The organism is Luteimonas sp. e5, from assembly GCF_054031035.1.
In genome coordinates this window covers 347,119-369,572 of sequence record NZ_JBSTRX010000001.1, presented here as the reverse complement: position 1 = coordinate 369,572, position 22,454 = coordinate 347,119, and the positions used below count along the sequence as shown (strand labels likewise).

Annotated in this window: 20 protein-coding genes; 13 read left to right on the top strand and 7 right to left on the bottom strand. The window is 64.2% G+C overall.

The genetic code is table 11. The annotated features are described in order from the left end of the window. Positions 1 to 58 precede the first annotated feature (58 nt). From pstS to rnt, 9 genes are all read left to right on the top strand, one after another. Positions 59 to 1,129 (top strand): phosphate ABC transporter substrate-binding protein PstS, encoded by a 1,071-nt coding sequence (gene pstS, locus ACW11F_RS01805; RefSeq protein ID WP_456995214.1) that lies wholly within the window; start codon positions 59 to 61, stop codon positions 1,127 to 1,129. 69 nt (positions 1,130 to 1,198) lie between these two features. Next, the gene (gene pstC / locus ACW11F_RS01800; protein WP_456995213.1) at positions 1,199 to 2,164 is read left to right on the top strand and encodes a phosphate ABC transporter permease subunit PstC; all 966 of its coding nucleotides are present in this window, start codon (positions 1,199 to 1,201) and stop codon (positions 2,162 to 2,164) included. A 17-nt stretch (positions 2,165 to 2,181) separates the two neighbouring features. Next, the gene (gene pstA / locus ACW11F_RS01795) at positions 2,182 to 3,051 is read left to right on the top strand and encodes a phosphate ABC transporter permease PstA (RefSeq protein ID WP_456995863.1); all 870 of its coding nucleotides are present in this window, start codon (positions 2,182 to 2,184) and stop codon (positions 3,049 to 3,051) included. A gap of 18 nt (positions 3,052 to 3,069) precedes the next feature. Next, positions 3,070 to 3,885, top strand: a complete 816-nt coding sequence (pstB, locus tag ACW11F_RS01790; protein WP_456995212.1) for a phosphate ABC transporter ATP-binding protein PstB — start codon at positions 3,070 to 3,072, stop codon at positions 3,883 to 3,885. A 40-nt stretch (positions 3,886 to 3,925) separates the two neighbouring features. After that, complete coding sequence (gene phoU, locus ACW11F_RS01785) at positions 3,926 to 4,636, top strand: phosphate signaling complex protein PhoU (protein WP_456995211.1); 711 nt, start codon at positions 3,926 to 3,928, stop codon at positions 4,634 to 4,636. A 114-nt stretch (positions 4,637 to 4,750) separates the two neighbouring features. After that, positions 4,751 to 5,116, top strand: coding sequence for an EF-hand domain-containing protein (locus ACW11F_RS01780; RefSeq protein ID WP_456995210.1), 366 nt, complete (start codon positions 4,751 to 4,753; stop codon positions 5,114 to 5,116). Positions 5,117 to 5,150: 34 nt separating this feature from the next. Then, the gene (locus ACW11F_RS01775; protein ID WP_456995209.1) at positions 5,151 to 5,981 is read left to right on the top strand and encodes an HvfB family MNIO-type RiPP peptide maturase; all 831 of its coding nucleotides are present in this window, start codon (positions 5,151 to 5,153) and stop codon (positions 5,979 to 5,981) included. Beyond that, positions 5,978 to 6,763: an HvfC family RiPP maturation protein gene (locus ACW11F_RS01770; protein ID WP_456995208.1), complete on the top strand. Its 786-nt coding sequence runs from the start codon at positions 5,978 to 5,980 to the stop codon at positions 6,761 to 6,763. The genes ACW11F_RS01775 and ACW11F_RS01770 overlap by 4 nt, the downstream gene beginning before the upstream one ends. Positions 6,764 to 6,772: 9 nt before the next feature. After that, positions 6,773 to 7,423, top strand: coding sequence for a ribonuclease T (gene rnt / locus ACW11F_RS01765; protein WP_456995207.1), 651 nt, complete (start codon positions 6,773 to 6,775; stop codon positions 7,421 to 7,423). A 27-nt stretch (positions 7,424 to 7,450) separates the two neighbouring features. Here the strand turns inward: rnt and rlmB are convergent, their stop codons facing one another. From rlmB to ACW11F_RS01745, 4 genes are all read right to left on the bottom strand, one after another. After that, entirely contained in the window at positions 7,451 to 8,197 is a 747-nt protein-coding gene (gene rlmB / locus ACW11F_RS01760) for a 23S rRNA (guanosine(2251)-2'-O)-methyltransferase RlmB (RefSeq protein ID WP_456995206.1), read from the bottom strand. 97 nt (positions 8,198 to 8,294) lie between these two features. Next, positions 8,295 to 10,799, bottom strand: coding sequence for a ribonuclease R (rnr, locus tag ACW11F_RS01755; protein WP_456995205.1), 2,505 nt, complete (start codon positions 10,797 to 10,799; stop codon positions 8,295 to 8,297). Positions 10,800 to 10,866: 67 nt separating this feature from the next. Next, positions 10,867 to 12,075: an NAD(P)/FAD-dependent oxidoreductase gene (locus ACW11F_RS01750; RefSeq protein WP_456995204.1), complete on the bottom strand. Its 1,209-nt coding sequence runs from the start codon at positions 12,073 to 12,075 to the stop codon at positions 10,867 to 10,869. Positions 12,076 to 12,156: 81 nt separating this feature from the next. Then, positions 12,157 to 13,500: a serine hydrolase domain-containing protein gene (locus ACW11F_RS01745; RefSeq protein WP_456995203.1), complete on the bottom strand. Its 1,344-nt coding sequence runs from the start codon at positions 13,498 to 13,500 to the stop codon at positions 12,157 to 12,159. Between the two features lie 92 nt (positions 13,501 to 13,592). On the opposite strand from ACW11F_RS01745, the gene ACW11F_RS01740 reads away from it, so the two are divergent. From ACW11F_RS01740 to ACW11F_RS01730, 3 genes are all read left to right on the top strand, one after another. Continuing rightward, positions 13,593 to 14,198, top strand: coding sequence for a DUF924 family protein (locus tag ACW11F_RS01740; RefSeq protein ID WP_456995202.1), 606 nt, complete (start codon positions 13,593 to 13,595; stop codon positions 14,196 to 14,198). An 8-nt stretch (positions 14,199 to 14,206) separates the two neighbouring features. Beyond that, positions 14,207 to 14,683, top strand: coding sequence for a methyltransferase family protein (locus ACW11F_RS01735; protein WP_456995201.1), 477 nt, complete (start codon positions 14,207 to 14,209; stop codon positions 14,681 to 14,683). Between the two features lie 246 nt (positions 14,684 to 14,929). Beyond that, positions 14,930 to 16,321, top strand: coding sequence for a phospholipase D-like domain-containing protein (locus tag ACW11F_RS01730; RefSeq protein WP_456995200.1), 1,392 nt, complete (start codon positions 14,930 to 14,932; stop codon positions 16,319 to 16,321). Between the two features lie 319 nt (positions 16,322 to 16,640). Here ACW11F_RS01730 and ACW11F_RS01725 read toward each other — a convergent pair whose 3' ends face one another. The 3 genes from ACW11F_RS01725 to ACW11F_RS01715 form a co-directional block, all read right to left on the bottom strand. After that, entirely contained in the window at positions 16,641 to 19,307 is a 2,667-nt protein-coding gene (locus ACW11F_RS01725) for a TonB-dependent receptor (RefSeq protein ID WP_456995199.1), read from the bottom strand. Positions 19,308 to 19,393: 86 nt separating this feature from the next. Further along, the gene (locus ACW11F_RS01720) at positions 19,394 to 20,722 is read right to left on the bottom strand and encodes a hypothetical protein (protein WP_456995198.1); all 1,329 of its coding nucleotides are present in this window, start codon (positions 20,720 to 20,722) and stop codon (positions 19,394 to 19,396) included. A 141-nt stretch (positions 20,723 to 20,863) separates the two neighbouring features. Further along, on the bottom strand, positions 20,864 to 21,031 hold the full coding sequence (locus ACW11F_RS01715; protein WP_456995197.1) for a hypothetical protein: 168 nt from the start codon (positions 21,029 to 21,031) through the stop codon (positions 20,864 to 20,866). Between the two features lie 803 nt (positions 21,032 to 21,834). Between ACW11F_RS01715 and ACW11F_RS01710 the strand changes: the two genes are divergently transcribed. After that, complete coding sequence (locus tag ACW11F_RS01710; RefSeq protein WP_456995196.1) at positions 21,835 to 22,428, top strand: hypothetical protein; 594 nt, start codon at positions 21,835 to 21,837, stop codon at positions 22,426 to 22,428. The last annotated feature ends 26 nt before the right edge of the window (positions 22,429 to 22,454 follow it).

Here is a 22,454-nt window from a genome sequence, read left to right as displayed (position 1 = left end):
CTGTCGTCCCATTGACTCAACGCGCACAACGCGCCCGATCCACGACCCAGGAGCCGTGATGAATACCCCTTCCCTGCGCATTGCCGCCCTCGCCTTGGCCAGCGTCGTCCTCGTCGCTGCCTGCCAGCCTTCCACCACACCGGGTGGTGACGCGCGTGGCGGCGGCGAATCCGGTTCGCGCATCGGTGCCGAAATCACCGGCGCAGGCGCCAGTTTCATCTATCCGCTGGTGTCGAAGTGGTCGGCCGATTACCACCGCGCCACCGGCAACAAGATCAATTATCAGTCGATCGGCTCGGGCGGCGGCATCGCGCAGATCAAGGCCGGCACGGTCGATTTCGGCTCAACCGACAAGCCGCTGACGGCCGAGGAACTGGCCGAAGCGGGCCTCGCCCAGTTCCCCTCGGCGATCGGCGGGGTGGTGCCGGTGGTCAATATCGCCGGCCTGGAAGGCGGCAAGCTGCGCTTCTCCGGCCCGGTGCTGGCGGATATCTACCTCGGCACCATCACCCAGTGGAACGACCCGCGCATCGTCGCCGAAAACCCCGGCGTGACGCTGCCCGCGGACAAGATCAACGTGGTGCGCCGCTCCGACGGCTCGGGCACCACCTTCAACTTCACCAACTACCTGTCCAAGGTCAGCCCGCAGTGGAAGCAGGCGGTCGGCGAAGGCACCTCGGTGAACTTCCCGGTCGGCATGGGTGGCAAGGGCAACGAGGGCGTCGCCGCCTACGTCAAGCAGATCAAGAATTCGATCGGCTACGTCGAGCTGTCCTACGCGCTGCAGAACAAGATGCCGCACGCTTCGATGCAGAACGCCGCCGGCGCCTGGGTCGAGCCGAACGCGCAAAGTTTTGCCGCCGCCGCGGCCAGTGCCGACTGGGCCTCGGCCGGCGACTTCAGCCTGGTCATCACCAACGCGCCAGGCGCGGAAGCGTGGCCGATCACCGCGACCAACTTCATGCTGGTCTACAAGCAGCCGAAGAATCCGGAGAAGCAGCAAGCCGTGCTGGACTTCTTCAAGTGGGCCTTCGAACAGGGCCAGTCGCAGGCCGAATCGCTGGACTACGTGCCGCTGCCGGCGGAACTGGTGCAGCAGGTCGAAGCCTACTGGGCCGAGCTGCAGTAATCCCCGCGACTGCGGCGGCGGCAACGCCGCCGGAGTCGATCAACGCGAGCCGCCTGGGCCATCTCGACGATGAACACCGCCACCCTGCCCGCTGCCACCACCCGCGACGTGCGCGACGCACGCAATGACCGCAGCTTCCGCTGGTTGCTGACCGGCGCTTCATTGTTCGTGCTGTTCACCCTCGCCGCGGCGGCGCTGTCGATGCTGTGGGGCGGGCGCTCGGTACTGGCCAGCGAAGGCCTGGCCTTCTTCACCTCCAGCGACTGGAATCCGGTGGAGAACCGCTACGGCGCACTGGTGCCGATCTGGGGCACCATCGTCACCGCACTGATCGCGATGCTGATCGCGGTGCCGGTCAGCTTCGGCATCGCCTTCTTCCTCACCGAGGTCGCGCCGCGCTGGCTGCGCGGCCCGATCGGCACCGCGATCGAACTGCTCGCCGGCATCCCCTCGATCATCTACGGCATGTGGGGCTTCTTCGTGCTGATGCCGGTGATGCGCGAACACGTGGTGCCGCTGCTCGACGGCTGGCTTGGGCCGCTGCCGGTGATCGGCAAGCTGTTCCAGGGCCCGCCGATCGGCGCCGGCATGCTGACCTCGGGCATCGTGCTGTCGATCATGGTGATCCCGTTCATCTCGGCCACCATGCGCGAAGTGTTCCTCACCGTGCCGACGCGGCTCAAGGAGTCGGCCTATGCCCTCGGCTCGACGCGCTGGGAAGTGAACTGGGACATCGTGCTGCCGTACACCCGCTCGGCGGTGATCGGCGGCATCTTCCTCGGCCTGGGCCGCGCGCTGGGCGAAACCATGGCCGTCGCCTTCGTCATCGGCAACAACGTGCAGTTCACCGCCTCGCTGCTGGAGCCCTCGACCACCATCGCCGCGCTGATCGCCAACGACTTCGGCGAGGCCACCGAAAGCTATCGCGCCGCGCTGCTACTGCTCGGCTTCGTGCTGTTCATCGTCACCTTCGTGGTGCTGGCACTGGCGCGCCTGATGCTGCAACAGCTCGCGCGCCGGGAGGGCAAGGCATGAGCACGCCTGCTGACGCGATGCGCGCACCCCGCCAGGACGAGCGTCTGTACCGGCGCCGGCGGCTGACCAACATGGTCGCGGTGACGCTGGCCAATCTCGCCGCGATCTTCGGCCTGCTGTTCCTCGCCTGGATCATGTGGACGCTGATTTCGCGCGGCATCGGCCATCTCGATCTGGCCCTGCTGACGCAGGACCAGCCGCCGCCGATGGAAGACGGCGGCCTGCGCAATGCCATCGTCGGCAGCCTGATGATGTGCGCCATGGCGGTGCTGATCGGCACGCCGCTGGGCATCGCCGCGGGCACCTGGCTTGCCGAGTTCGGCCACGGCACGCGGCTCGGCTCGGCGGTGCGTTTCGTCAACGACATCCTGCTGTCGGCGCCTTCGATCGTGCTCGGTCTGTTCGTGTACGCGATGTTCGTGATGCAGACCGGCGGGCGCTTCTCCGCCGTCGCCGGTGCGCTGGCGCTCGCTTTCATCGTGCTGCCGGTGGTGGTGCGCAGCACCGACGAAATGCTGCGCCTGGTGCCGGTGACCATGCGCGAGGCCGCGCTCAGCCTCGGCGTGCCGCAATGGAAGATGGTGCTGCAGGTGCTGTACCGCTCGGCGCTGCCCGGCATCGTCACCGGCGTGCTGCTGGCACTGGCGCGCATCTCCGGGGAAACCGCACCGCTGCTGTTCACCGCGTTCGGCAACGAGTTCTTCAGCCTCGATCCCTCCGGCGCGATGTCCGCGGTACCGCTGGTGATGTACAAGTTCGCCGGTTCCGGCTTCGAGAACTGGGAACGCATCGCCTGGGCCGGTGCCCTGCTGACCACCCTGTTCGTGCTCGCGGTCAGCCTGATCGCACGCGCCATCGTCAACCGCAAACGTGTCACCCCCGACTGAACCTTCGCGACCACGCCCATGAACGACGCTGCTCCCACCCTGCACCTGCGCACCCACGAGGCGATGTCCGGCCCGCCGCCGGCGGTGAAGATCTCCACCCGCGGACTGGATTTCCACTACGGCGACGTGCAGGCGCTCAAGGACATCCACTTCGACATCCCGGAAAAGCGCGTCACCGCGTTGATCGGGCCATCCGGCTGCGGCAAGTCCACGCTGCTGCGGGTGTACAACCGCATCTATGCGCTGTACCCGAAGCTGGTGGCACGCGGCGAAGTGCTGCTGGATGGCGAGAACATCCTCGACGAGCGCTACTCGATGAACCGGCTGCGCTCCAAGGTCGGCATGGTGTTCCAGAAGCCGGTGCCGTTCCCGATGACGATCTACGAGAACGTCGCCTACGGCATCCGCCACCACCAGCGCCTGCCGAAGGCGGAGATGGATGTGCGCGTCGAAACCGCGTTGCGCCAGGCTGCGCTGTGGGACGAGGTCAAGGACAAGCTGGGCAAGAACGCGCTGGGCCTGTCCGGCGGCCAGCAGCAGCGCCTGTGCATCGCGCGCGCGGTCGCGCTGCGCCCGGACGTGCTGTTGCTGGACGAGCCGACCTCGGCGCTGGATCCGATCTCCACCGCGCGCATCGAGCAACTGGTGGAGGAGCTGAAGACCGATTACACCATCGTCATCGTCACCCACAACATGCAGCAGGCGGCACGCGTGTCCGACTACACCGCCTTCATGTACCTGGGCAACCTGATCGAACACGACACCACCACCACCATCTTCTCCAATCCCTCGCAGCAACAGACCGAGGACTACATCACCGGCCGCTTCGGCTGAGCGCCCACCCCTGACAACCACCCGCCTGACCGGAATCCGCATGAACATCGAGAACGAACACATCGTCAAGAGCTACGACGAGGAGCAGCAGCGGCTGACCCGGGAAATCCAGCGCATGGGCGCGATGGCCGTGGCGCAGCTGGAGGCGGCGCTGGACGTGATCGAACGCCGCGACGACCGCGCCGCCGAACGCATCGTCGCCAATGACGACGCCATCGACACGCTGGAGGAAGAGATCAGCCGCGACGTGATGAAGCTGGCCCTGCGTGGCCCGCTGGCCACCGACCTGCGCATCATCCTCGCCGCCTTGCGCATCGCCTCGGACATCGAGCGCGTCGGCGACTATGCCGCCAACATGGCCAAGCGCTCGCTGGCACTCAATACCGCACCGCCGATGCCGCATACCGGCAGCCTGCGCTCGCTGGGCCGCCTCGCGGTGGAGCAGATGCGCGACGTGCTGGGCGCCTACCTGGAACTGGACGCCGACGCCGCACAGCGCGTGCGCGAGCGCGATGCCGAACTGGACCGGCAATACACCGCGCTGTTCCGTGAACTGCTGACCTACATGATGGAAGATCCGCGCAGCATCACGCCGTGCACCCATCTGCTGTTCATGGCCAAGAACCTGGAGCGCATCGGCGACCACGCGACCAACATCGCCGAGAACATCTGGTTCCGCATCCATGGCGACCAGCAGCCGCTGCCGCCGCGCGAGAAGCGTGACGACAGCCACGTGGTCAACCACGATTGAGCCGGCCATCGCTGCACGTGCACATGCATCGATGCTGCATGACAGCATGACTGCTTCACGCGCGCAGCGTGCGGGGCGCTACCATCGGGCCTCATTCCCGAGGAATCCCCCGTCATGAAGTCGAACAAGACCCTGCTCACGCTTGGCACCCTGGCCGGTTCACTGGCCCTGTCCGGCAGCGCACTCGCGGTGCAGCCACTCGCCTCGCCCTACATGGACACTCCGCCGCCGGCCAAGCAGGCCGAGGGCATGTGCGGCTTCAAGCACATCGACCGCGATGGCGACGGCAAGATCTCGCGCGAGGAGTTCGCCGCCGCGCACGATGGCAAGGATGACGAGTTCGACGCCCATGATCTGGATGGCGACGGCAGCATCACCGAGGCCGAGATGGAGGCCTATCACGCCGAGAAGAACAAGGACGGCGAAGGCAAATGCGGCGCGGGCAAGTGTGGCGCCGGCAAATGCGGCGGCACGCCTTGACGCCTGCCACCGCTGAGCGCGGGCCCGCCTGGCGGTGACCCGCGCCCTGGGTGCGGCCACGGTGGGCCTCGGCCTGCGCCGTGGCCTGCTTGGCGCGATCGAATCCGAACCGGCCGGGGATTTCGATTTTCTCGAGTGCGCGCCGGAGAACTGGATCGGCGTCGGCGGTGAACTCGGGCAACGCTTCGCCGCGCTGTCGGCGCGCCTGCCGATCACCCTGCACGGCCTGTCGCTCTCGCTCGGTGGCCCGCAGCCGCTGGACAGCGACCTGCTGGACGGCATCGCCGGCTTCATGCAGCGCCACGCCATCGACCATTACAGCGAACACCTGAGCTGGAGCGGCGACGATGGCCATCTCTACGACCTGATCCCGCTGCCCTTTGATGACGCCAGCGTGCGCCATGTCGCCACGCGCATCGACCGCGTGCAGCAGCACCTGGGCCGGCGCATCGCGGTCGAGAACATCAGCTATTACGCCGCACCATGGCAGCGCATGAGCGAGGTCGAGTTCCTGCTCGCGGTGCTGGATGCCGCCGACTGCGACCTGCTGCTGGACGTCAACAACATCTTCGTCAACAGCATCAACCACGGCTACGATGCCGACGCCTTCCTCGCCGCGATGCCCTCGGCGCGCATCGCCGGCTACCACGTCGCCGGTCACCATGACGAAGCCGACGACCTGAAGATCGACACCCATGGCGCCGCGGTCAAGGACGCAGTATGGCAGCTGCTCGCCAGCGCGTATCGCCGGCATGGCGTGCGCCCGACCCTGCTCGAGCGCGATTTCAACTACCCGCCGTATGCCGAACTGCAGGCCGAACTGCAGCGCATCCGTGTGTTGCAGGCAGAGGCGCTGGCGCCATGAGCACGCACGACACGCTCGAAGCACGCCAGTTGGCGTTCGCCGCCCACCTGCGCGATGCGCGGATGCCGGCGCCCGAAGGCATTGAAGAGCGCCGCCTCGCGCTTTACCGACGCCTGTTCTTCAACACCATGGAAGGCCTCCTCGCCAACAATTTCCCGGTGATCCGGCAAACACTTGGCGAGCGCGAATGGACGCGGCGGGTGGCCGACTTCCAGCGCGAACACCGCTGCCGGACACCCCTGTTCACCGAGATCGCGCAGGAATTCATCACCTGGCTGGCGGCGCAGGCGGAACTGGATCCGCCCTGGCTGGCCGAGCTTGCGCACTACGAGTGGATGGAGCTGCGCGCCGCGATCGACGACACGCCGCCGCCCCCGCATCTGGCCGATGGCGATCTGTTCAGCGGCATCCCGGTGCTCTCGCCGCAGGTCTGGCCGCTGGCCTATGCGTGGCCGGTGCAACGCATCGGGCCGCGCTTCCAGCCGCGGCAAGCGCCGGACGCGCCTACCCTGCTGCTGGTGCGCCGCGACCGCCGGCTGAACGTGCATTTCGCCGCGATCTCGCCACTGGTGTTCCGTCTGCTGCAATTGATTGCCGACAACGAAGACGACAGCGGCGAGCACCTGCTCGGGACGCTCGCGGCGGAGGCCGGGGCCGACGGGGATGCGGCGTTCCACGAGGAAGCGCGACACATGCTGCAACGGCTGCACGCCGAGGACAGCGTGCTCGGTATCCGCCCGCATCAGGCGAAGTCGGCACGGAACGCATCGCGCACCGATTAAACTGGCGCCATGCCCGACGCCGCCACCTCCACCCCCGCTGCCGACATCCCGTCCATGGCCCGCCGCTTCCGTGGCTACCTGCCGGTGGTGGTCGACGTGGAAACCGGCGGCTTCGACTGGAATCGCCACGCCCTGCTGGAATTCGCCGCGGTGCCGCTGGAACTCGACGCCGAAGGCCGCCTGGTGCCGGGTGAAACCGCCTGCGCGCATCTGGAGCCGGCACCGGGTACCGAGATCGACCCCAAGTCGCTGGAGGTCACCGGCATCGTGCTCGACCATCCCTTCCGCCTCGCCAAACCCGAACGCGAGGCGCTCGACCACGTGTTCGCCGCGGTGCGCAAGGCGGTGAAGAAGCATGGCTGCCAGCGCGCGATCCTGGTCGGCCACAACGCGCACTTCGATCTCAACTTCCTCAATGCGGCGGTGGCGCGCTGCCAGCACAAGCGCAACCCGTTCCACCCGTTCAGCGTGCTCGATACCGTGACCCTGGCCGCCGTGGCCTACGGCCAGACCGTGCTCGCGCGCGCGGTGCAGGCGGCCGGGCTGGAATGGAGCGCGGTCGATGCCCATTCCGCGGTGTACGACGCCGAAATCACCGCGCAGCTGTTCTGCACCATCGCCAACCAGTGGCCCGCGCTGCAGGCAGCGCCGGCTCCTTGAATCCCGCTGCCGGGCAAGCCCGGCTGCTCAGCCGCCGCGGCGCTGGCGCACCGCTTCGAACAAGGCGATCCCGGCCGCGACCGAGACGTTGAGGCTCTCCATTTCACCCGGCATCGGGATCCGCACCAGGCCATCGCAGTGCTCGCGCGTGAGGCGGCGCAATCCGTCGCCTTCCCCGCCCAGCACCAGGGCGACATTGCCGCGCAAATCCACGTCATACAGCGGCGCGGTACTTTCCCCGGCCAGGCCATAAGTCCACACGCCGAGCTTCTGCAATTCACGCAGGCTGCGCGCCAGATTGGTCACCGCGATCACCGGGATGCGATCGGCGGCGCCGGCCGAGGTCTTGCGCACGGTGGCGTTCACCTGCACCGCCTTGTCACGCGGGATCAGCACCGCGGTCGCGCCGGCCGCTGCGGCCGAACGCAGGCAGGCGCCGAGGTTGTGCGGGTCCTGCACCCCGTCCAGCACCAGCACCAGCGCCTGTCCCGCGGCCTGTTCCAGCAAGGCGGGAAGTTCATGCTCGGCCCAGCTGCGCGGCGCCTGGTAGCGTGCCGCCACGCCCTGGTGGCGCAGGCCGCCGGCCACGCCGTCCAGCGCCTGCTGCGCGACATGGCGCACCGTGACCTGCAGCCGCCGTGCACGGCTTTCAATTTCTGCCAAGCGCGGATTGCGCGCCCCGGCCTCCAGCAACACCTCGCGCACGTTGCCCGGGTCATGCTCCAGTGCCGAGGCCACCGCGTTGATGCCGGCAATCCATTGGGTCGAAGTCATGCGCCGCGCCGTTGTCGATCGGGCCGGTCATTATCGCCGCCCGTGCACATGCCTTGCATCGCAACGGCGATGGCCGACCCGGGTTCGTGCACCGCGCTCAATACGCCTTCTTGGCGCGTCGTGCGGGTTGCCCGCGGCGCGCCTTTTCGCCGTCGCCCTCCTCGGCGAGGCGGAAATCGATCTTGCGATCTTCCAGACTTGCCTTGAGCACCACGATCCGCACCCGGTCGCCGAGGCGGAACTCGCGTCCGCGGCGCTCGCCGGTCAGCGTCTTGCGGATCGCATCGAAGTGGTAATAGTCATGCGGCAACTGGGTGACGTGGACCAGGCCATTGACCTTGGACTCATCCAGCTCGACGAACAGGCCGAAGCTGGTCACGCCGCTGATCACGCCGTCGAACTCGCCACCGACGTGCTGCTCCATCCACGCGGCACGGTAGCGCTCGTCGACTTCGCGTTCGGCCTCGTCGGCGCGTCGTGCACGCTCCGAGCATTGCAGCGACAGTGTATCCATCTCGCGTGCGTTGTAACGGAAGTCGTCGGCATCGCCACCGGCCAGCCCGTGCTTGATCGCACGGTGCACCAGCAGATCCGGGTAGCGGCGGATCGGCGAAGTGAAGTGGGCGTAGCTGTCCAGCGCCAGACCGAAATGGCCGATGTTGCCGGGCGAATACACCGCCAGCGACTGGCTGCGCAGCAGCACCGACTCGATCAGCGTCGCATCCGCGCGCTCGCGCACCTTGCGGATCAAGGCCATGAAGTCGCGCGGCTGCACCTCCTGCCAGGGCGGCATGGAAAGCTGGAACTCCTTGAGGAACTCCTGCAGGTCGGCGTACTTCTGCTCCGGGGGCCGCTCGTGGATGCGGAACGGCGCCGGGATGCGCTTGCCCAGCAGGTAACGGGCGGCCTCCACGTTGGCCGCGATCATGCATTCCTCGATCAGTTTGTGCGCATCGTTGCGCGGCAACATGCCGGCCTGCACCACTTCGCCGCGATTGTCGAGCACGAAGCGCACTTCGCTCGATTCGAAATCGATCGCGCCGCGCGCTTCGCGCGCCTTGGCCATCTGCTGGTACAGCTGATGCAGATGACGCACCTGCGGCAGGCAGTCGCCGATCCGCGCTTCGGCCTGCAACCGATCCTCGTCCGTCACCCCATCGCCGACCGCGTTCCAGACCTGGGTATAGGTCAGCCGCGCATGCGAACGCATCAGCGCCGGATAGAACTCCGACGACACGGTTTCGCCGCGATTGTTCATCTGCATTTCGCAGACCAGGCACAGGCGATCGACCTCCGGGTTCAGCGAACAGATGCCATTGGACAGCGTCTCCGGCAGCATCGGCACCACGTAGCCGGGGAAATAGACCGAAGTCGCGCGGTGCTCGGCTTCCTCGTCCAGCGGCGAGCCCGGGCGCACGTAATGCGAGACATCGGCGATCGCCACCAGCAGCCGCCAGCCACCGCGTCGGCGTTCGCAATACACCGCGTCATCGAAATCCTTGGCGTCCTCGCCGTCGATCGTCAGCAGTGGCAAGTCGCGCAGATCCACCCGGCCGCGATGCTCGGCGGGCTGCACCTCCAGCGGCACCCGCGCCGCCTCGTCCAGTACCGCCTGCGGGAACTCGTGCGGAATGTCATGTCCGTGGATCGCCGTCTCCACCACCAGCGAGGGCGTCAGCTTCTCGCCGAGCACGGTGACGATGCGGCCCATCGGCGGGCGCCGGTCATCCTGTGGCTGGGTGATTTCGGCCACCACCAGCTGGCCGGGACGTGCCTCGGCCCGCTCGGCCTGCGGGATGATCAGGTTGCGCTGCATGCGCGCATCGTCGGGAATCACGAAGCCGACACCGGCCTCCTCCTCGTAGCGCCCGACCAGACGGCTGACGCGCCGCTCGAGCACATCGACGATGGCCGCTTCCTGGCGCCCGCGGCGGTCGGCGCCGGTGACATGCACCAGCACGCGGTCGCCGTGCATCGCCTTGCGCATCTGCGCCGGCGGCAGGAACAGGTCATCGCCGCCGGCATCCGGGCGCAGGAAACCGAAACCTTCCGGGTTGGCGATCACCGTGCCCGGCACCAGGTTGCCGCGCGCCGTCGGCACGTAGCCGCCACGGCGGTTCTGCCGCAGCTGGCCGTCGCGCACCATCGCCGTGAGGCGACGATCCAGCGCCTCGCGCCGTTCGGGCGAATCCAGACCCAGCTGTTCGGCCAGCACATCGCCCTGGATCGGGCCGTCGGCCGCATCCAGCAGCTGCAGCAGGTACTCGCGGCTGGCGATCGGCTGGGCGTAGCGCTGCGCTTCGCGGCGATGATAAGGATCGGTCGCCGGCGTTCCGGGCCTGCCGGTCTTGCCGGCTTTGGTGCCGGATGTCGCCGGCCTGGCCTTGCCACGCGCGGACCCGGAGCGGGTCGAAGGCGTTTTTGCGGCAGCCGCCTTCGCTGCCTTGCGCGCGGGTTTGCCATTCTCCGTGTCGATCACGTCCGGCAGCCATGGCGCCGCCTTGGCCGGCTTGCCCGGTTTCGCCTTGCCCGTGCGTTTGCCCGATGCCGACTTCGCACCGCCCGGGGAAGCGCCTTTCCTGTTGTTGTTTTTCTTCGTCATCCCGCCATGCTCGCACACGCAGCGTCGAAACCGGCCTCACTTGCTGCCATGCAAAGCGCTTTCCCGCTCAGCGCTCGAACGCGAACAGTCCGGCCAGCGGGTGCTTGCGACGTTCGATGATCGCGCGCAGCAGCCCGGCGCCGAGCACCGAATAGGTGATGCCATTGCCGCCATAGGCCATGGCGAACAGCACCCGGCTGGCGTGTTCGCGATGGGCGCCGAAGAACGGCAGCCCGTCACTGGTTTCGGCAAAGGTTCCGGCCCAGGCGAAGGCCGGCTGCACCGGCAGCCCGGGGAACAACGCGCGCACCTTGTCGGCCAGCTTGGCGGCCTTGGCCTCGACCCGTGCATCGCGTTTGGCCGGAATGTCGATGCTGTCATCCTCGCCGCCGACCATCAGCCGGCCATCGCCGGTGGTGCGCAGGTACAGATAGGGCCGCGCCGACTCCCAGACCATGGTGTTCTTCAAGGCGCCAAGAAGTTCCTCCGGCTGGATCGGATCGGTGATGAAGGCATAGCTGCTGCGGTTCTTCGCCACCTGTTGGCGGATGAAGCCCTGCGCGGCGTAGCCGGTGGCCATCACCAGATGTTTGCCACGGATGCGCGCGCCCTGCGTGGTTTGCAGTTCGACCCCGCGCGCGTCGGCGGCAATGTGCGCGACCGGGCTGCGGTCATGCACCGGCACGCCGCGACGCTGCAACGCCGCCAGCAGCCGGTATGCCATGCGGTAGGGATCGACGCGCGCGGCCTTGCGCGACAGGATCGCCGCCGGCGCATCGAAGCCGAAGCGTTCGCGGATCGCCTCCGGCTCCAGCCAGGTGACGTCAAAGCCATGCCGCTTGCGCAACTCGAACTCCTCCCGCAGCGCCTTGCGATGGCCGCGCTTGCTGGCGTAGTACAGACTGTGCATGCGCGCGAAATCGACATCCTTGACGCGCCTGGCACGCTCGGCGACCAGATCGATCGCCTCGACGCAGGCGCGATAGGCCAGCAAGGCATTGTCCTCGCCGTACTGCTTCGCCAGATCGACCATGTGGGTGTCTATCTCGTACTGCAGCAGCGCGGTGCTGGCGGCGGTGCTGCCCCAGCCGACATCGCGCTCGTCCAATACGCAGATGTCGTGCCCGTGCGCGGCCAGCTCATCGGCAATCAGTGCCCCGGTGATGCCGGCGCCCAGCACCACCACCTCGCAGCGGATGTCCTCGCGCAGTGGCGGGAAGGCATGCATCAGCCCGTTCTTCACCGCCCAGAACGGATAACCGCTTTTCAGGTCCATGCGCATTCAACGCCTTCGGCCACCGGATCAGGCACGCTATCGCCGTGGCGGTGAAGGGTGGACGAAGACGCCGCGCCGCAGCTATTGGCTTGGCGTCGCCATCAGGTGTTTGGCCATGGCGTGATAGGCCGGCAGCGTGGTCGGGTCGTTGACCGGGTTCGGTGCCACCGGGTGCGAGGCGTAGCGCGCGATGACCATCTCGGCTTTCGGGTCGACATAGATCGACTGGCCGTGGATGCCGCGCGCCATGTAGGCGCCGTGCTCGTTGTGCGACACCCACCACATGGCGCGATAGCTCCAGCCCGGCAGGGTCACGTAACCGGCCGGCGCGAAGGCCTCGCGGTCGCCACCACGGCGGATGCTCTCCACCGCCGCGCGCGGGATGATCTGCTCGCTGCGGCCATCGACGGTCCACTCGCCGCCCCGGCGCATCAGCTCGCCGAAGCGGGCCAGGTCGCGCAGGCCGGTGTTCAACCCGCCGCCGGCGAATTCGATGCCGATGGCATCGACGGTGAAGAAGGCGTCCTGCTCCATGCCCAGGCGGCGCCAGATGCGCTCGGACAGCACCTGACGCATCGATTGCCCGGTCACGCGGCGAATGATCCAGCCGAGCACGTCGGTGTTGATGGTCTTGTAGGCGAAGGTGCCGCCGTGCTCGCCTTCCTTCTGCACCGTCTGCAGGAACTCGTAGAAGCTCATCGGCCCCTGATAGCCGGGCGGGCGCGCCATCACATGGCCGGCGCGCACATAGGCCCAGATTTCCGAATCCGGATCGGCGTAGTCCTCGTTGTATTTGAGGCCGGTGCGCATGTCCATCACCTGTCGCACGGTGGCATCGGCAAACGCGCTGTCCTTCAGCTCGGGCACGTAATGCGTCACCAGCGCGCCATCGTCGAGCTTGCCTTCGGCGACCAGCATTTCGGCCAAGGTGCCGTAGAAGGACTTGGTGACCGATTGCGCCATGTGCTGGCCCTCGGGGCCGAACACGCCGGCGTAGCGCTCGTAGACGATCTGCCCGCGATGCAGCACCACGATGCCGTCGCTGTAGTTGGCATCGAAGGCCTCGCGCCAAGTCATCGGTTCGTTTCCACCGAGCGGGGTGAAGCGCACCGCGTCGAGGTCATGGCGTTCGGCACGTGGCAATGGCACCGGCGCGGCGATGCCGCGCGAGACCGTCGCGGTGGGGCCGAACTGGCGCGCGTTGGAAAACGTCCAGCGCAATTGCGGGAACTGGTACATCGAGCCGTCTTCCTGGCGGATGATCTTGTCCGCCGGCGGCGGCGAGCCGACCATCCAGCCCAGGCGTGCCGGGTCGCTGTCGTGGGCGTCGGGATATTTCCCGGCCTGGACGGCGGCGGAGCCGCTGCCGATCACGCCCAGCGCCAGCCAAAAGGCGCCCTGCCGGGCCAGACACCATGTGCTCATCGCTTCACTCCTGACGGGTCGCCGCGTTGCGCGTGCATGCACCCACCATGATAAGCGCGCATGCGCGGCGCTATCGCTATGCTGCATGCATGATGACGCAGCCGCCCTACGCGCCTGTGCTGGAGTTCTGGCTTGGCGCGTATCCCCTCGACGACGACGCCATGCGGCGCGTGCAGCGTCAATGGTTTCGCAAGAGCAAGGCCTTCGATGCCAAGCTGCGGCACCATTTCGAAAACACCATCGCCGAAGCGCGCGCAGGTCGACTCGACGATTGGGCGACACAGGCCGAAGGGCGGCTGGCGCTGCTGATCGTGCTGGATCAGTTCACCCGCAATGCCTTTCGAGGCCAGCCGAAAAGCTTCGCCGGTGATGCGCAGGCGCAAGCCCTGGCCGTGGACGGGGTCGAGATCGGTCACGATCAGGCGGTGCCGCCACTTGCGCGCATCTTCTGTTACATGCCGCTGGAGCATGCCGAGGACGCGGCGATGCAGGCGCGCAGCGTGGACCTGTTCAGCGCATTGCGCGAAGCGCCGGATGCCGAGCCGAAGGCATACTTTTCCAGAGCCCTGACCCATGCACGCCGGCACCGGGAGGTGATCACGCGCTTCGGACGGTTTCCGCACCGCAATGCCATCCTCGGCCGCAGCAACACGGCGGAAGAACGGGCCTGGCTGGCGCAGCCGGGCACGGGTTTCTGAGGCGCCGCATGTCGCGCTGGTTTGAACATCGCATCCCGCCGCCGGTCATCGACGTGGCCATGGCCGTGCTGATGTGGGGGCTGGCGGCATGGTGGCCACAAGCCCAGCTGTGGCCACGCGGTGGTGGATGGCTGGTCTGGCTGGCTGCCTGCGCCCTGGCCGTGGCCGGTGGCGTGGTCGCCTTGGCCGGCGCACGCGAGTTCGCCCGTGCCGGCACCACCTTGAACCCGCTGGCGCCGGAACGCGCACATCAACTGGTGACCCGCGGCATCTTCCGCCACACGCGCAACCCCATGTACCTGGGCATGCTGCTGGTACTCGCCGGCTGGGGTGTGTGGCTGGGCAATGCGGTCGCCTTCCTCGGCCTGCCACTGATGGTGATCACGCTGAATCGCTTGCAGATCAAGCCCGAGGAACACATCCTGCGCGAGCGCTTCGGCGAAGTGTACGAGCGTTATGCGGCGCGCGTGCGGAGGTGGATTTGATGCTTGCCGGACGCCGACACAAGGATTCCATCCCATCCTGCCGCAAGCGGACACCCTGCTCATTGCGCGCACGCTCCTTTCCTCGCATTCGAAATGCAGTGCCGCGACGATCGTCCGCACTTATGGCCGTCGTTCTGCTCGCCGCCTGCGCGCGACTGCCGTCGCTGGACGATCGCCAGGCATCCACCGCCCTGCCCGCCCGCGACGCCGCGGAAACCGCACTGGGCCAGGCCATCCGGGCCATTGGTGGAACAGCACCCCGGCCGCTCGGGCGTGCTGCCGCTGGCCAACGAGCTGGATGCATTCGCCTCGCGTATCCTGTTGATCGCCGCCGCGGAACGCACAATCGACGTGCAGTACTACATCTGGCGCGACGACATCACCGGCAACCTCTTGCTGCGCGCCCTGCTGGATGCCGCGCAACGCGGCGTGCGCGTGCGGTTGTTGCTGGATGACAACGGCACTTCCGGACTGGATCGGAAACTGGCCTTGCTCAATGCGCAGGACGACATCGAAGTTCGCCTGTTCAACCCGTTCGTGCAACGTCGCTTCAAGGCGCGCGGCTTCCTCACCGACTTCAATCGCCTCAACCGGCGCATGCACAACAAATCACTCACCATCGATGGCCAGGCCACCATCGTGGGTGGGCGCAATATCGGCGATGAGTATTTCGGCGCCAGCGAAGGCGTCACCTTCACCGACCTCGACGTGATGGTTGTCAGCGATGCCGTCGATGAAGTCTCCCGCGACTTCGACCTCTACTGGAACAGCGCATCCGCCTACCCGCTGGAAAAACTGGTCCATGTCCCGGAACGGAAGCTGCGGGCACAGTCACTGGACACACGACCCGACCCCGCCAGCCTGGCACGCAGGAAGATCTACGTGGATGCTGCCAGGCAATCCGACTTCATCCGCAACCTGCGCTCGCGCAGGCTGGATTTCCAATGGGTTCCGGTGCGCATGGTCAGCGACGACCCGGCCAAGGTGCTGGACAAGGCGCCGCCGGATGCCCAGTTGCTGCCGCGGCTGGCGCGCCTGCTTGGGCGCCCGGAAAAGACCGTCGATCTGATTTCCCCTTATTTCGTGCCCACGCAACAGGGCGTCGATGCGTTTGCCACCTTGGCACGGCAGGGTGTCCGCGTGCGCGTCCTGACCAATGCACTGGAGGCCACCGACGTCGCCGCCGTGCATGCCGGCTACATGAAGTACCGCGAGCCGTTGCTCGAGCACGGCATCGAACTGCACGAAATGCAACGCCAGCGCAGCCGCGACCTGCCGAGGGAAAAAGCCGGGCCATTCGGCAGTTCCGGCTCCAGCCTGCATGCCAAGACCTTCGCCGTGGATGGCGAGCGCGTATTCGTCGGCTCGTTCAACTTCGACCCGCGCTCGGCACAGCTGAACACCGAACTCGGCTTCGTCATCGAAAGCGCGTTCATGGCACAGGGCGTCGCCAATGCCTTCGAGCACGACATCCCGCACCTCGCATACCGGCTTAAACTCGCCGGCAAGCGCGACATCGTCTGGCATGAAAGCACCCCCGACGGCGAGCGCCAGCTCGACAAGGAGCCCGAATCATCGCTCTGGCGGCGCGGATACGTGAAGTTCCTGTCCCGGCTCCCGATCGATCACCTGCTGTAACCGACGTCACCGGCCCAGCCGTGAAAGGGAGCATGTGAGCAATGCTGGCTACGATGGCATGCATGCCAATCCTGCCACCAGACTGGATCACCAAGTGGCGTTTGCCTCCCTCACCTCACACATGCTGCAGCACGCGGAACCGCCTGCCTGGAAACTCACATCAAGACAGCCTGCCCAGGCTGTCACGACGCCGGGATCACGCCAGGGCATGCATCCACACCTGTCGTCCCCCCCTGCACTGAGACTGATTTTGACGGGTATCAACGCGTCAACTCTCAATTGAGCGCGCCATCACTGCAACTTTGGACTCGCAAGAGAATCAAAATCGATAATGCAGATCCAAAAACCAGGTGCTACCAACCTCCATGTCTGCACGGATAAGATCCTTGTCGGGTCCCGTCAAGCGTGCACGGCGCTGGCTGAATATGTTCCGCCCCCTGAGGCCAAGCTGAAGGCTCGGGTTAACCCACCATTTCATGGTCAAGTCAACCGTGGAAAACGGCTTGATCCATATATTCTGCCATGGCGTTGCAGCAAATGACTCGAGATATTTGCCCTGGAAGTTGGCCGCCAACCGGAGCTCGGAGCCCCCCTTGAAACTCCAGAACAGCGCGGCATTGCCGGCATACCTGGATTGGTACTGAAGGCGATCGATTCTCGTTGACACATCACGATAAAGGTATGAAGAAGCCCCATCAACAAACATCACGTTGAGGGCCATGCCGAGGGGCTCCAGACTCGGATGGAAGTTCACGAAGCTGGTGTTGACGACACTGAGCTCGATTCCCTTGTAGGTTGTGTCCTCGCCATTGACAGGAGCCCTGATGGTCCAGGTATCACCATTGATGACCTCCTGCCATGAAACGTTCAGGATGTCATCGGTTACACCTTTGTAAAACCCGGTCAACAAAGCCATACCCAGACCACCATTGAAGTAATACTCCAGGCCCAAGTCAAAATTATTCGACTTGCGTGGTCTGATCAGCGGGTTGCCACGTGTCCCGGTGAGATCGTCATGGTTCATATTTTCGACAGTGGCAATCATTTCCGGATTGGGTCGCCCAAGGGTTCTGGATGCCGATGCCTTGATTCGAAACTCCGGCGAAACGGACCAGACTACGTTCAGGTAAGGCAGCACCTCTGACTGCGTGCCCGATGCCGCGGCTTTTTCGGGCAACACCACGCCGTTGGCTACCGCAGCCATCTCAGCATCAAAACTGGTGCGATCAAAACGAAGGCCGCCACTGACACGAAAATCATCCGCAGCGTAGATTCCATTCACATATCCGGCAAAAACGCTTTCCCTGTAATTGTAGTCGTTTGCCAAGGAGTTGTACGCGGAGGTTTTCTCATCAACTGTCATCCCGGGAGCCACAGTGTCCCAGAACCGACCCCCATCCTGCCATAACACGGGCGATCCGTGGCCGGGAGGGTTAAAATCAGTGACGAAGGCCAGGTCACCCAAGTCCAGCTGCCCGCGCTCGTATTGCGTGGCAGTGTTATCGCGTCGCATATTCCATGTCCGACGGCTCATGCCAGCAGAAAACCCCCAGCCACGACTGTCGGCAAGGTGGTTGAGCCCGTAGTCAACCTTGGCCTCCGTAACATAAGAGTGAGCCTCGCGACGATCCTTGTACACATTGAAATTGCTGTAGTTTTCTGGATCCAGAAGCGCCATCCTGTCGTCAGGAACAAACCGCTGATGGCGATTGCTCAAATCGTAGCTGAGCCGGCTGTTGGGTGCATAACGAAATGCCGAAAATGGGCGATCGGATCGATACCATGCCTTGGATCTGCCCAGCTGGGCATTGAGCTGGCCCCGCTCTTGCCAATCCCACTCCGCCTGAGCCTGGAGCCCCATTTGGTCGCGATTGAAATCGTTATAGCGCCACTGGGTGTCTGCTGCACTGATATTGGCCGTGCCCGTGGTTGCTGTCTGGTCACGGTGCTGGTTGAGGTTGAAGACACGATTCGTGTTTCGGGTTTCCTGCTCATCCGAAAGGTAGGCAAAGCCGAAAAGGCTGGCTTTGAATCCGTTGCCCGGATGCCAGTCAAGCCTCACAGTGCCTCCATGCTTGGTAAAAACATTCGTGTAGTTATGAGCGACAAAAGAGTTCGGTGCCGCGTACCCGTTCCAATCAGGAGATTCAGGCGTTGTCAGCCTGCCAGCATCGTCATAGTACAAATAGTTTTCAATCGTATTGTTCGACTGGGTTCGCGGCCGCTGCTCGTAGATACCCGTGACCAGGAGGCCGATAGTGTCTCCGGCAAAACCGGGAGCCCATGAAAAACGTGCCGTACGGCCCCATGGCGCGCTCTTCCCGTCACGCCCCCAACTGTTGACATCAGGCACATCCATGTAGGTTGAATAGCTCGTACCTGTACTGGCTGAAAAGAGTCGCTGTCCCGGATCGAATGCAGCGGAAGGCACGATGTCGATCAGCCCTGCCAGTGCACCCGCGTCAAGCTCCGGAGAAAGCGACTTGAATGCCCGCAACTGCCTGACTGCGCTGCTGGGAATGACCTGCATGTTGACTTTTCGCGTGCCCTCACCATGATCCCCCGTCGTGGCGATCGTCAATCCATTGATCGTGACCGGAACATAGTCAGGGTGCGAACCACGAATTGATGCAAACTGCCCGATATCGTCATTGTAGATCGTCGTCACGCCAGTGATTCGGCGCAAAGACTCGCCAATGGTGAGATCTGGCATTTCACCAATGTCATCCGCACTCAGTGAATCCACAATGGCGAGTGACTCTCGCCTGCTTTCGATTTCCTCCCTGGCCTGGAGTCGCGAACCTGTAACGACCACTGCATCGAGTTCATTCGCACCACCGTCCGGCGAATGACCTGCTTCCTGAGCATCGGCCGGGAGTGTTGCAGCGGTCAACGCCGCGACAAGCGCAAGAACGAGTGGGCGGTGTCGCGGAGCCCAGTGCCTGCCGGGGCGCAGACGATATTGAAAAACAGCATTCATTTCCATGGTCCCACGAGTTGTGCCTGACGAACATGCAGGGAATGCATGTCGACCGGATCGGGCGGCCTGCCATCCGCCTGGTTGTGCCGCGATTACTTGCCAGCCCGGCTGAATCGCTTATGGAAATCGCGAAGCTCGACTACGAACTCGTCACGTGCGAGAAACTCCTGCTCGCTGAGCCCTGCCTGACGTTCACCAGCTTTGTACCAAGAGGCATACTCCGGCATTTCGGAGCTGAACTTCCTGAAGTGTGTGGAGTATGTTCGAACACTGATGCGTGGCCTCTCCCCGTCAAGCTCGAAACTCAAAAGGCGCAGCCAGCCATCACCCGTCAAGGGATTTCCCGGATATTTTCCCTCCGGGTCAGCCACCTTCGCGGCACGCCAACGTGGCTGGTAGTCCGCCAGCATCTGATGGACTTCATTGCCCATGTCGTTGTAGTCGATGCCGTAACCTTGGCCACCAATGTGGCCACTGAGCACAAGGAAAATCTGGTCATGACGACTGATGAAGTCATCCCAGACCATTTGCGGGTTGTTGTCGTGGCGATCAATGATGCTCATGTCCAATGGCCCACCAACGGCACGCTTGCCATCACGGTCAGTGAATTTGTGAGTGGAAACGATCGTCGGCAAACCTGGGTTCTGCAGGATCACCCTACGCGCCCAGGCAAGGGAGCTTGCAGGTGCGTCAAACTGGAGGCCGATATGAAGGAATCTGCACTGTCCGGCAGTGAAAATCTGCGCGCTATCGGCGCCTCCATCATTGGAGGCGATGTACCACGCCTGCCCCCTGAAAAACTCCGACTGATCGGAAAATGCCGAAAGAAATCCCTTCAGTCCACCCACATGACGAATACCTTTTCCAATATCACCATCACGGTCCGGATGAGGAGGATTGTTCGCATCAACCCAGATCGCGTCATAATCATGGTTGCCGGGAACCACGGAAAACGGCAACTTTCCTGAAATTATCTCGAAGCCTTTTACTGCATTCGGAATTTCGTGATTCCGAACGCCTTCCGGAAACACCTCCGGCAAGCCTCCAGTGACCGATTCCGGAGCCGCCCTGAAGCCTCGCAACTCATGCCCCGGGTCCATGCGTTGCACACGGTTCTGCCAGATATCACCTAAATGAGTGGCGAAGACGATGTCCCCGCCATTGCTTCTTGCATTGTCAGCGACATACTGCATCTGCTCAAAGAACATCTCATGGGCATCCACCGGAAACCCCTCGGACTTTTGATGCCTGAAATCCAGGTAATTCTGGCTATCCGGGATGGCTGCGACAGTGAAGCTCCCACATGCACCCTTGCGATACTCATCGGCCAAGGACTGGTAAGGCAGCATCAAACCGACAACAGTAGCAAATAGCGCGAAGCCTACAGGCATGCGCTTGCTCTTCAGGCTTTGGATAACCATTTGTTTCACTCGGACTGACAGGCTCAGGGCAGTTGGATTTCGAATGGCTGCGACTGAATGCCACTGCTTCGGAGTGGCATCAAGCACGCTTTGCAGTACTTGGCAGCCACACCATTGGACGTGATCAAGGTTTCATGGGTATTACGGTCGCCACTTCATGCCAAGTGCGGGAGTGACGGGGTTTTTCATGCACGCCATGAATAACGAGCCGCAGCCAATTGCTGCCATGCACTCTTCGCGGCCAGGAAAGGCCGTCTGCACCAGCCCGACCGGATTGCCGGTTACCTGCATTAAGATGCGAGTGATCATCGCGACTGCAGCTCCACGGGGTGGCTCATCTGCGCCAAATCCTGACGGTCCCCGCTCACCGGCTTCCCCATGCCAGAGTCTGCTGCCCGCCTTCCCGAGCGCAATAACGACCGAGCAAGCCGGATCCGATGCCTGCAACCATCTCACGCGCTGCAGGCCGGGATCTCGCCACACCTGCCGAGTACAGACATCTGGAAACGAGCATCCAGCCGGAAGCGATGGCACCACAGCTTCAGACCGATTGACCTGACTTCAAGGCAAAGCCCATTCCGATCCGTGGTGCGATGCGGACAGTCACGTGACGTGATTTCATGCCGCTCCTCATGGCGGTGACGGCAAACAAGAAAGGCGTTGCGCACACCCTGCGGACCTTTCGCCAGGCTACGCAGGACCACGCAAGCCCTTGCTCCACGATGGAAAGCAAACCGCAGGCAACAAAAAACCCCGCTTTCGCGAGGTCTTTGATTCCAGCCGTTGGTGCCCAGGAGAGGTCCCGAATCAGCACGGCAACTGGTTGAATTCAAAGACGTTTCCATTTCAAAAGCTCCTGCGTTACTCACACTCTTACGCACACATCGCAAGCCTACCTGAAGCTCTCTCGGAGCAGGGTGCACCGTTACTCGTGCAGAGGCAGCTGCGGTGCTCCGCCCAGAGCAGATCCATTCGACCACAACAATGCTGCCTGAGCGACTAACACTTGCTCTCCCCGAGCCTGGGCCGCATAAAGGTCACTTATCCGCGTAACCGCTACGCGTCTGCCCTGTGCGGGTGGTTGTTCACGTTCTGATGTCGGAGGAGGCTGAGTGAGTACGGAGTACAGAGTGCGACAGCCACTTGTTTATCGCAACGCCGTGCTGCACCGATTGATCCTGGCCGGATTGCCACGGCTGTCCGCTGCGCCCGGCCCAAGACCGCCCATAGCGACCAAGCCGTGGCCGATGAGCTTGGCGGAACTGGCAGCGCTGATCTTGCCAGGCATCGTGTTGGCCATCGGACTCGGGGCATGGACCGGGAAGGTGAGCGCGGGCTTGGCCCTCGCAATGTTCGTCGCCATGCATGTGTGGCGGAACGCAGCGGTCCGTTACGGACACCAGCTGATATTCCATGTGAATGATCATCTGCGCAGCTTCAGACGTTGCTATCGGCCAAAAGATGTCGACGCGATTGCAGCAGCAGTCACGCGGCTCCTCGCAGCTGTCGTCGGCTTCTTCCCACTGACCTTCGGGCTGCAAGCGTTGACGCTGGCGCTGGGCGCGATCGGCACGGTGCCTGCGATGCTGCTGGCGACCATTCCATTGACGCTATCGCTCCTGGCGTTCTCGCAGACGATCATTGGATTGGTGCGCGGCTACCGGGATGCCAACCGCCTGACAGACGGGCTGCTGGAGACATTCTGATCAGCCAAGTGCAAAGCTTCTGCGCC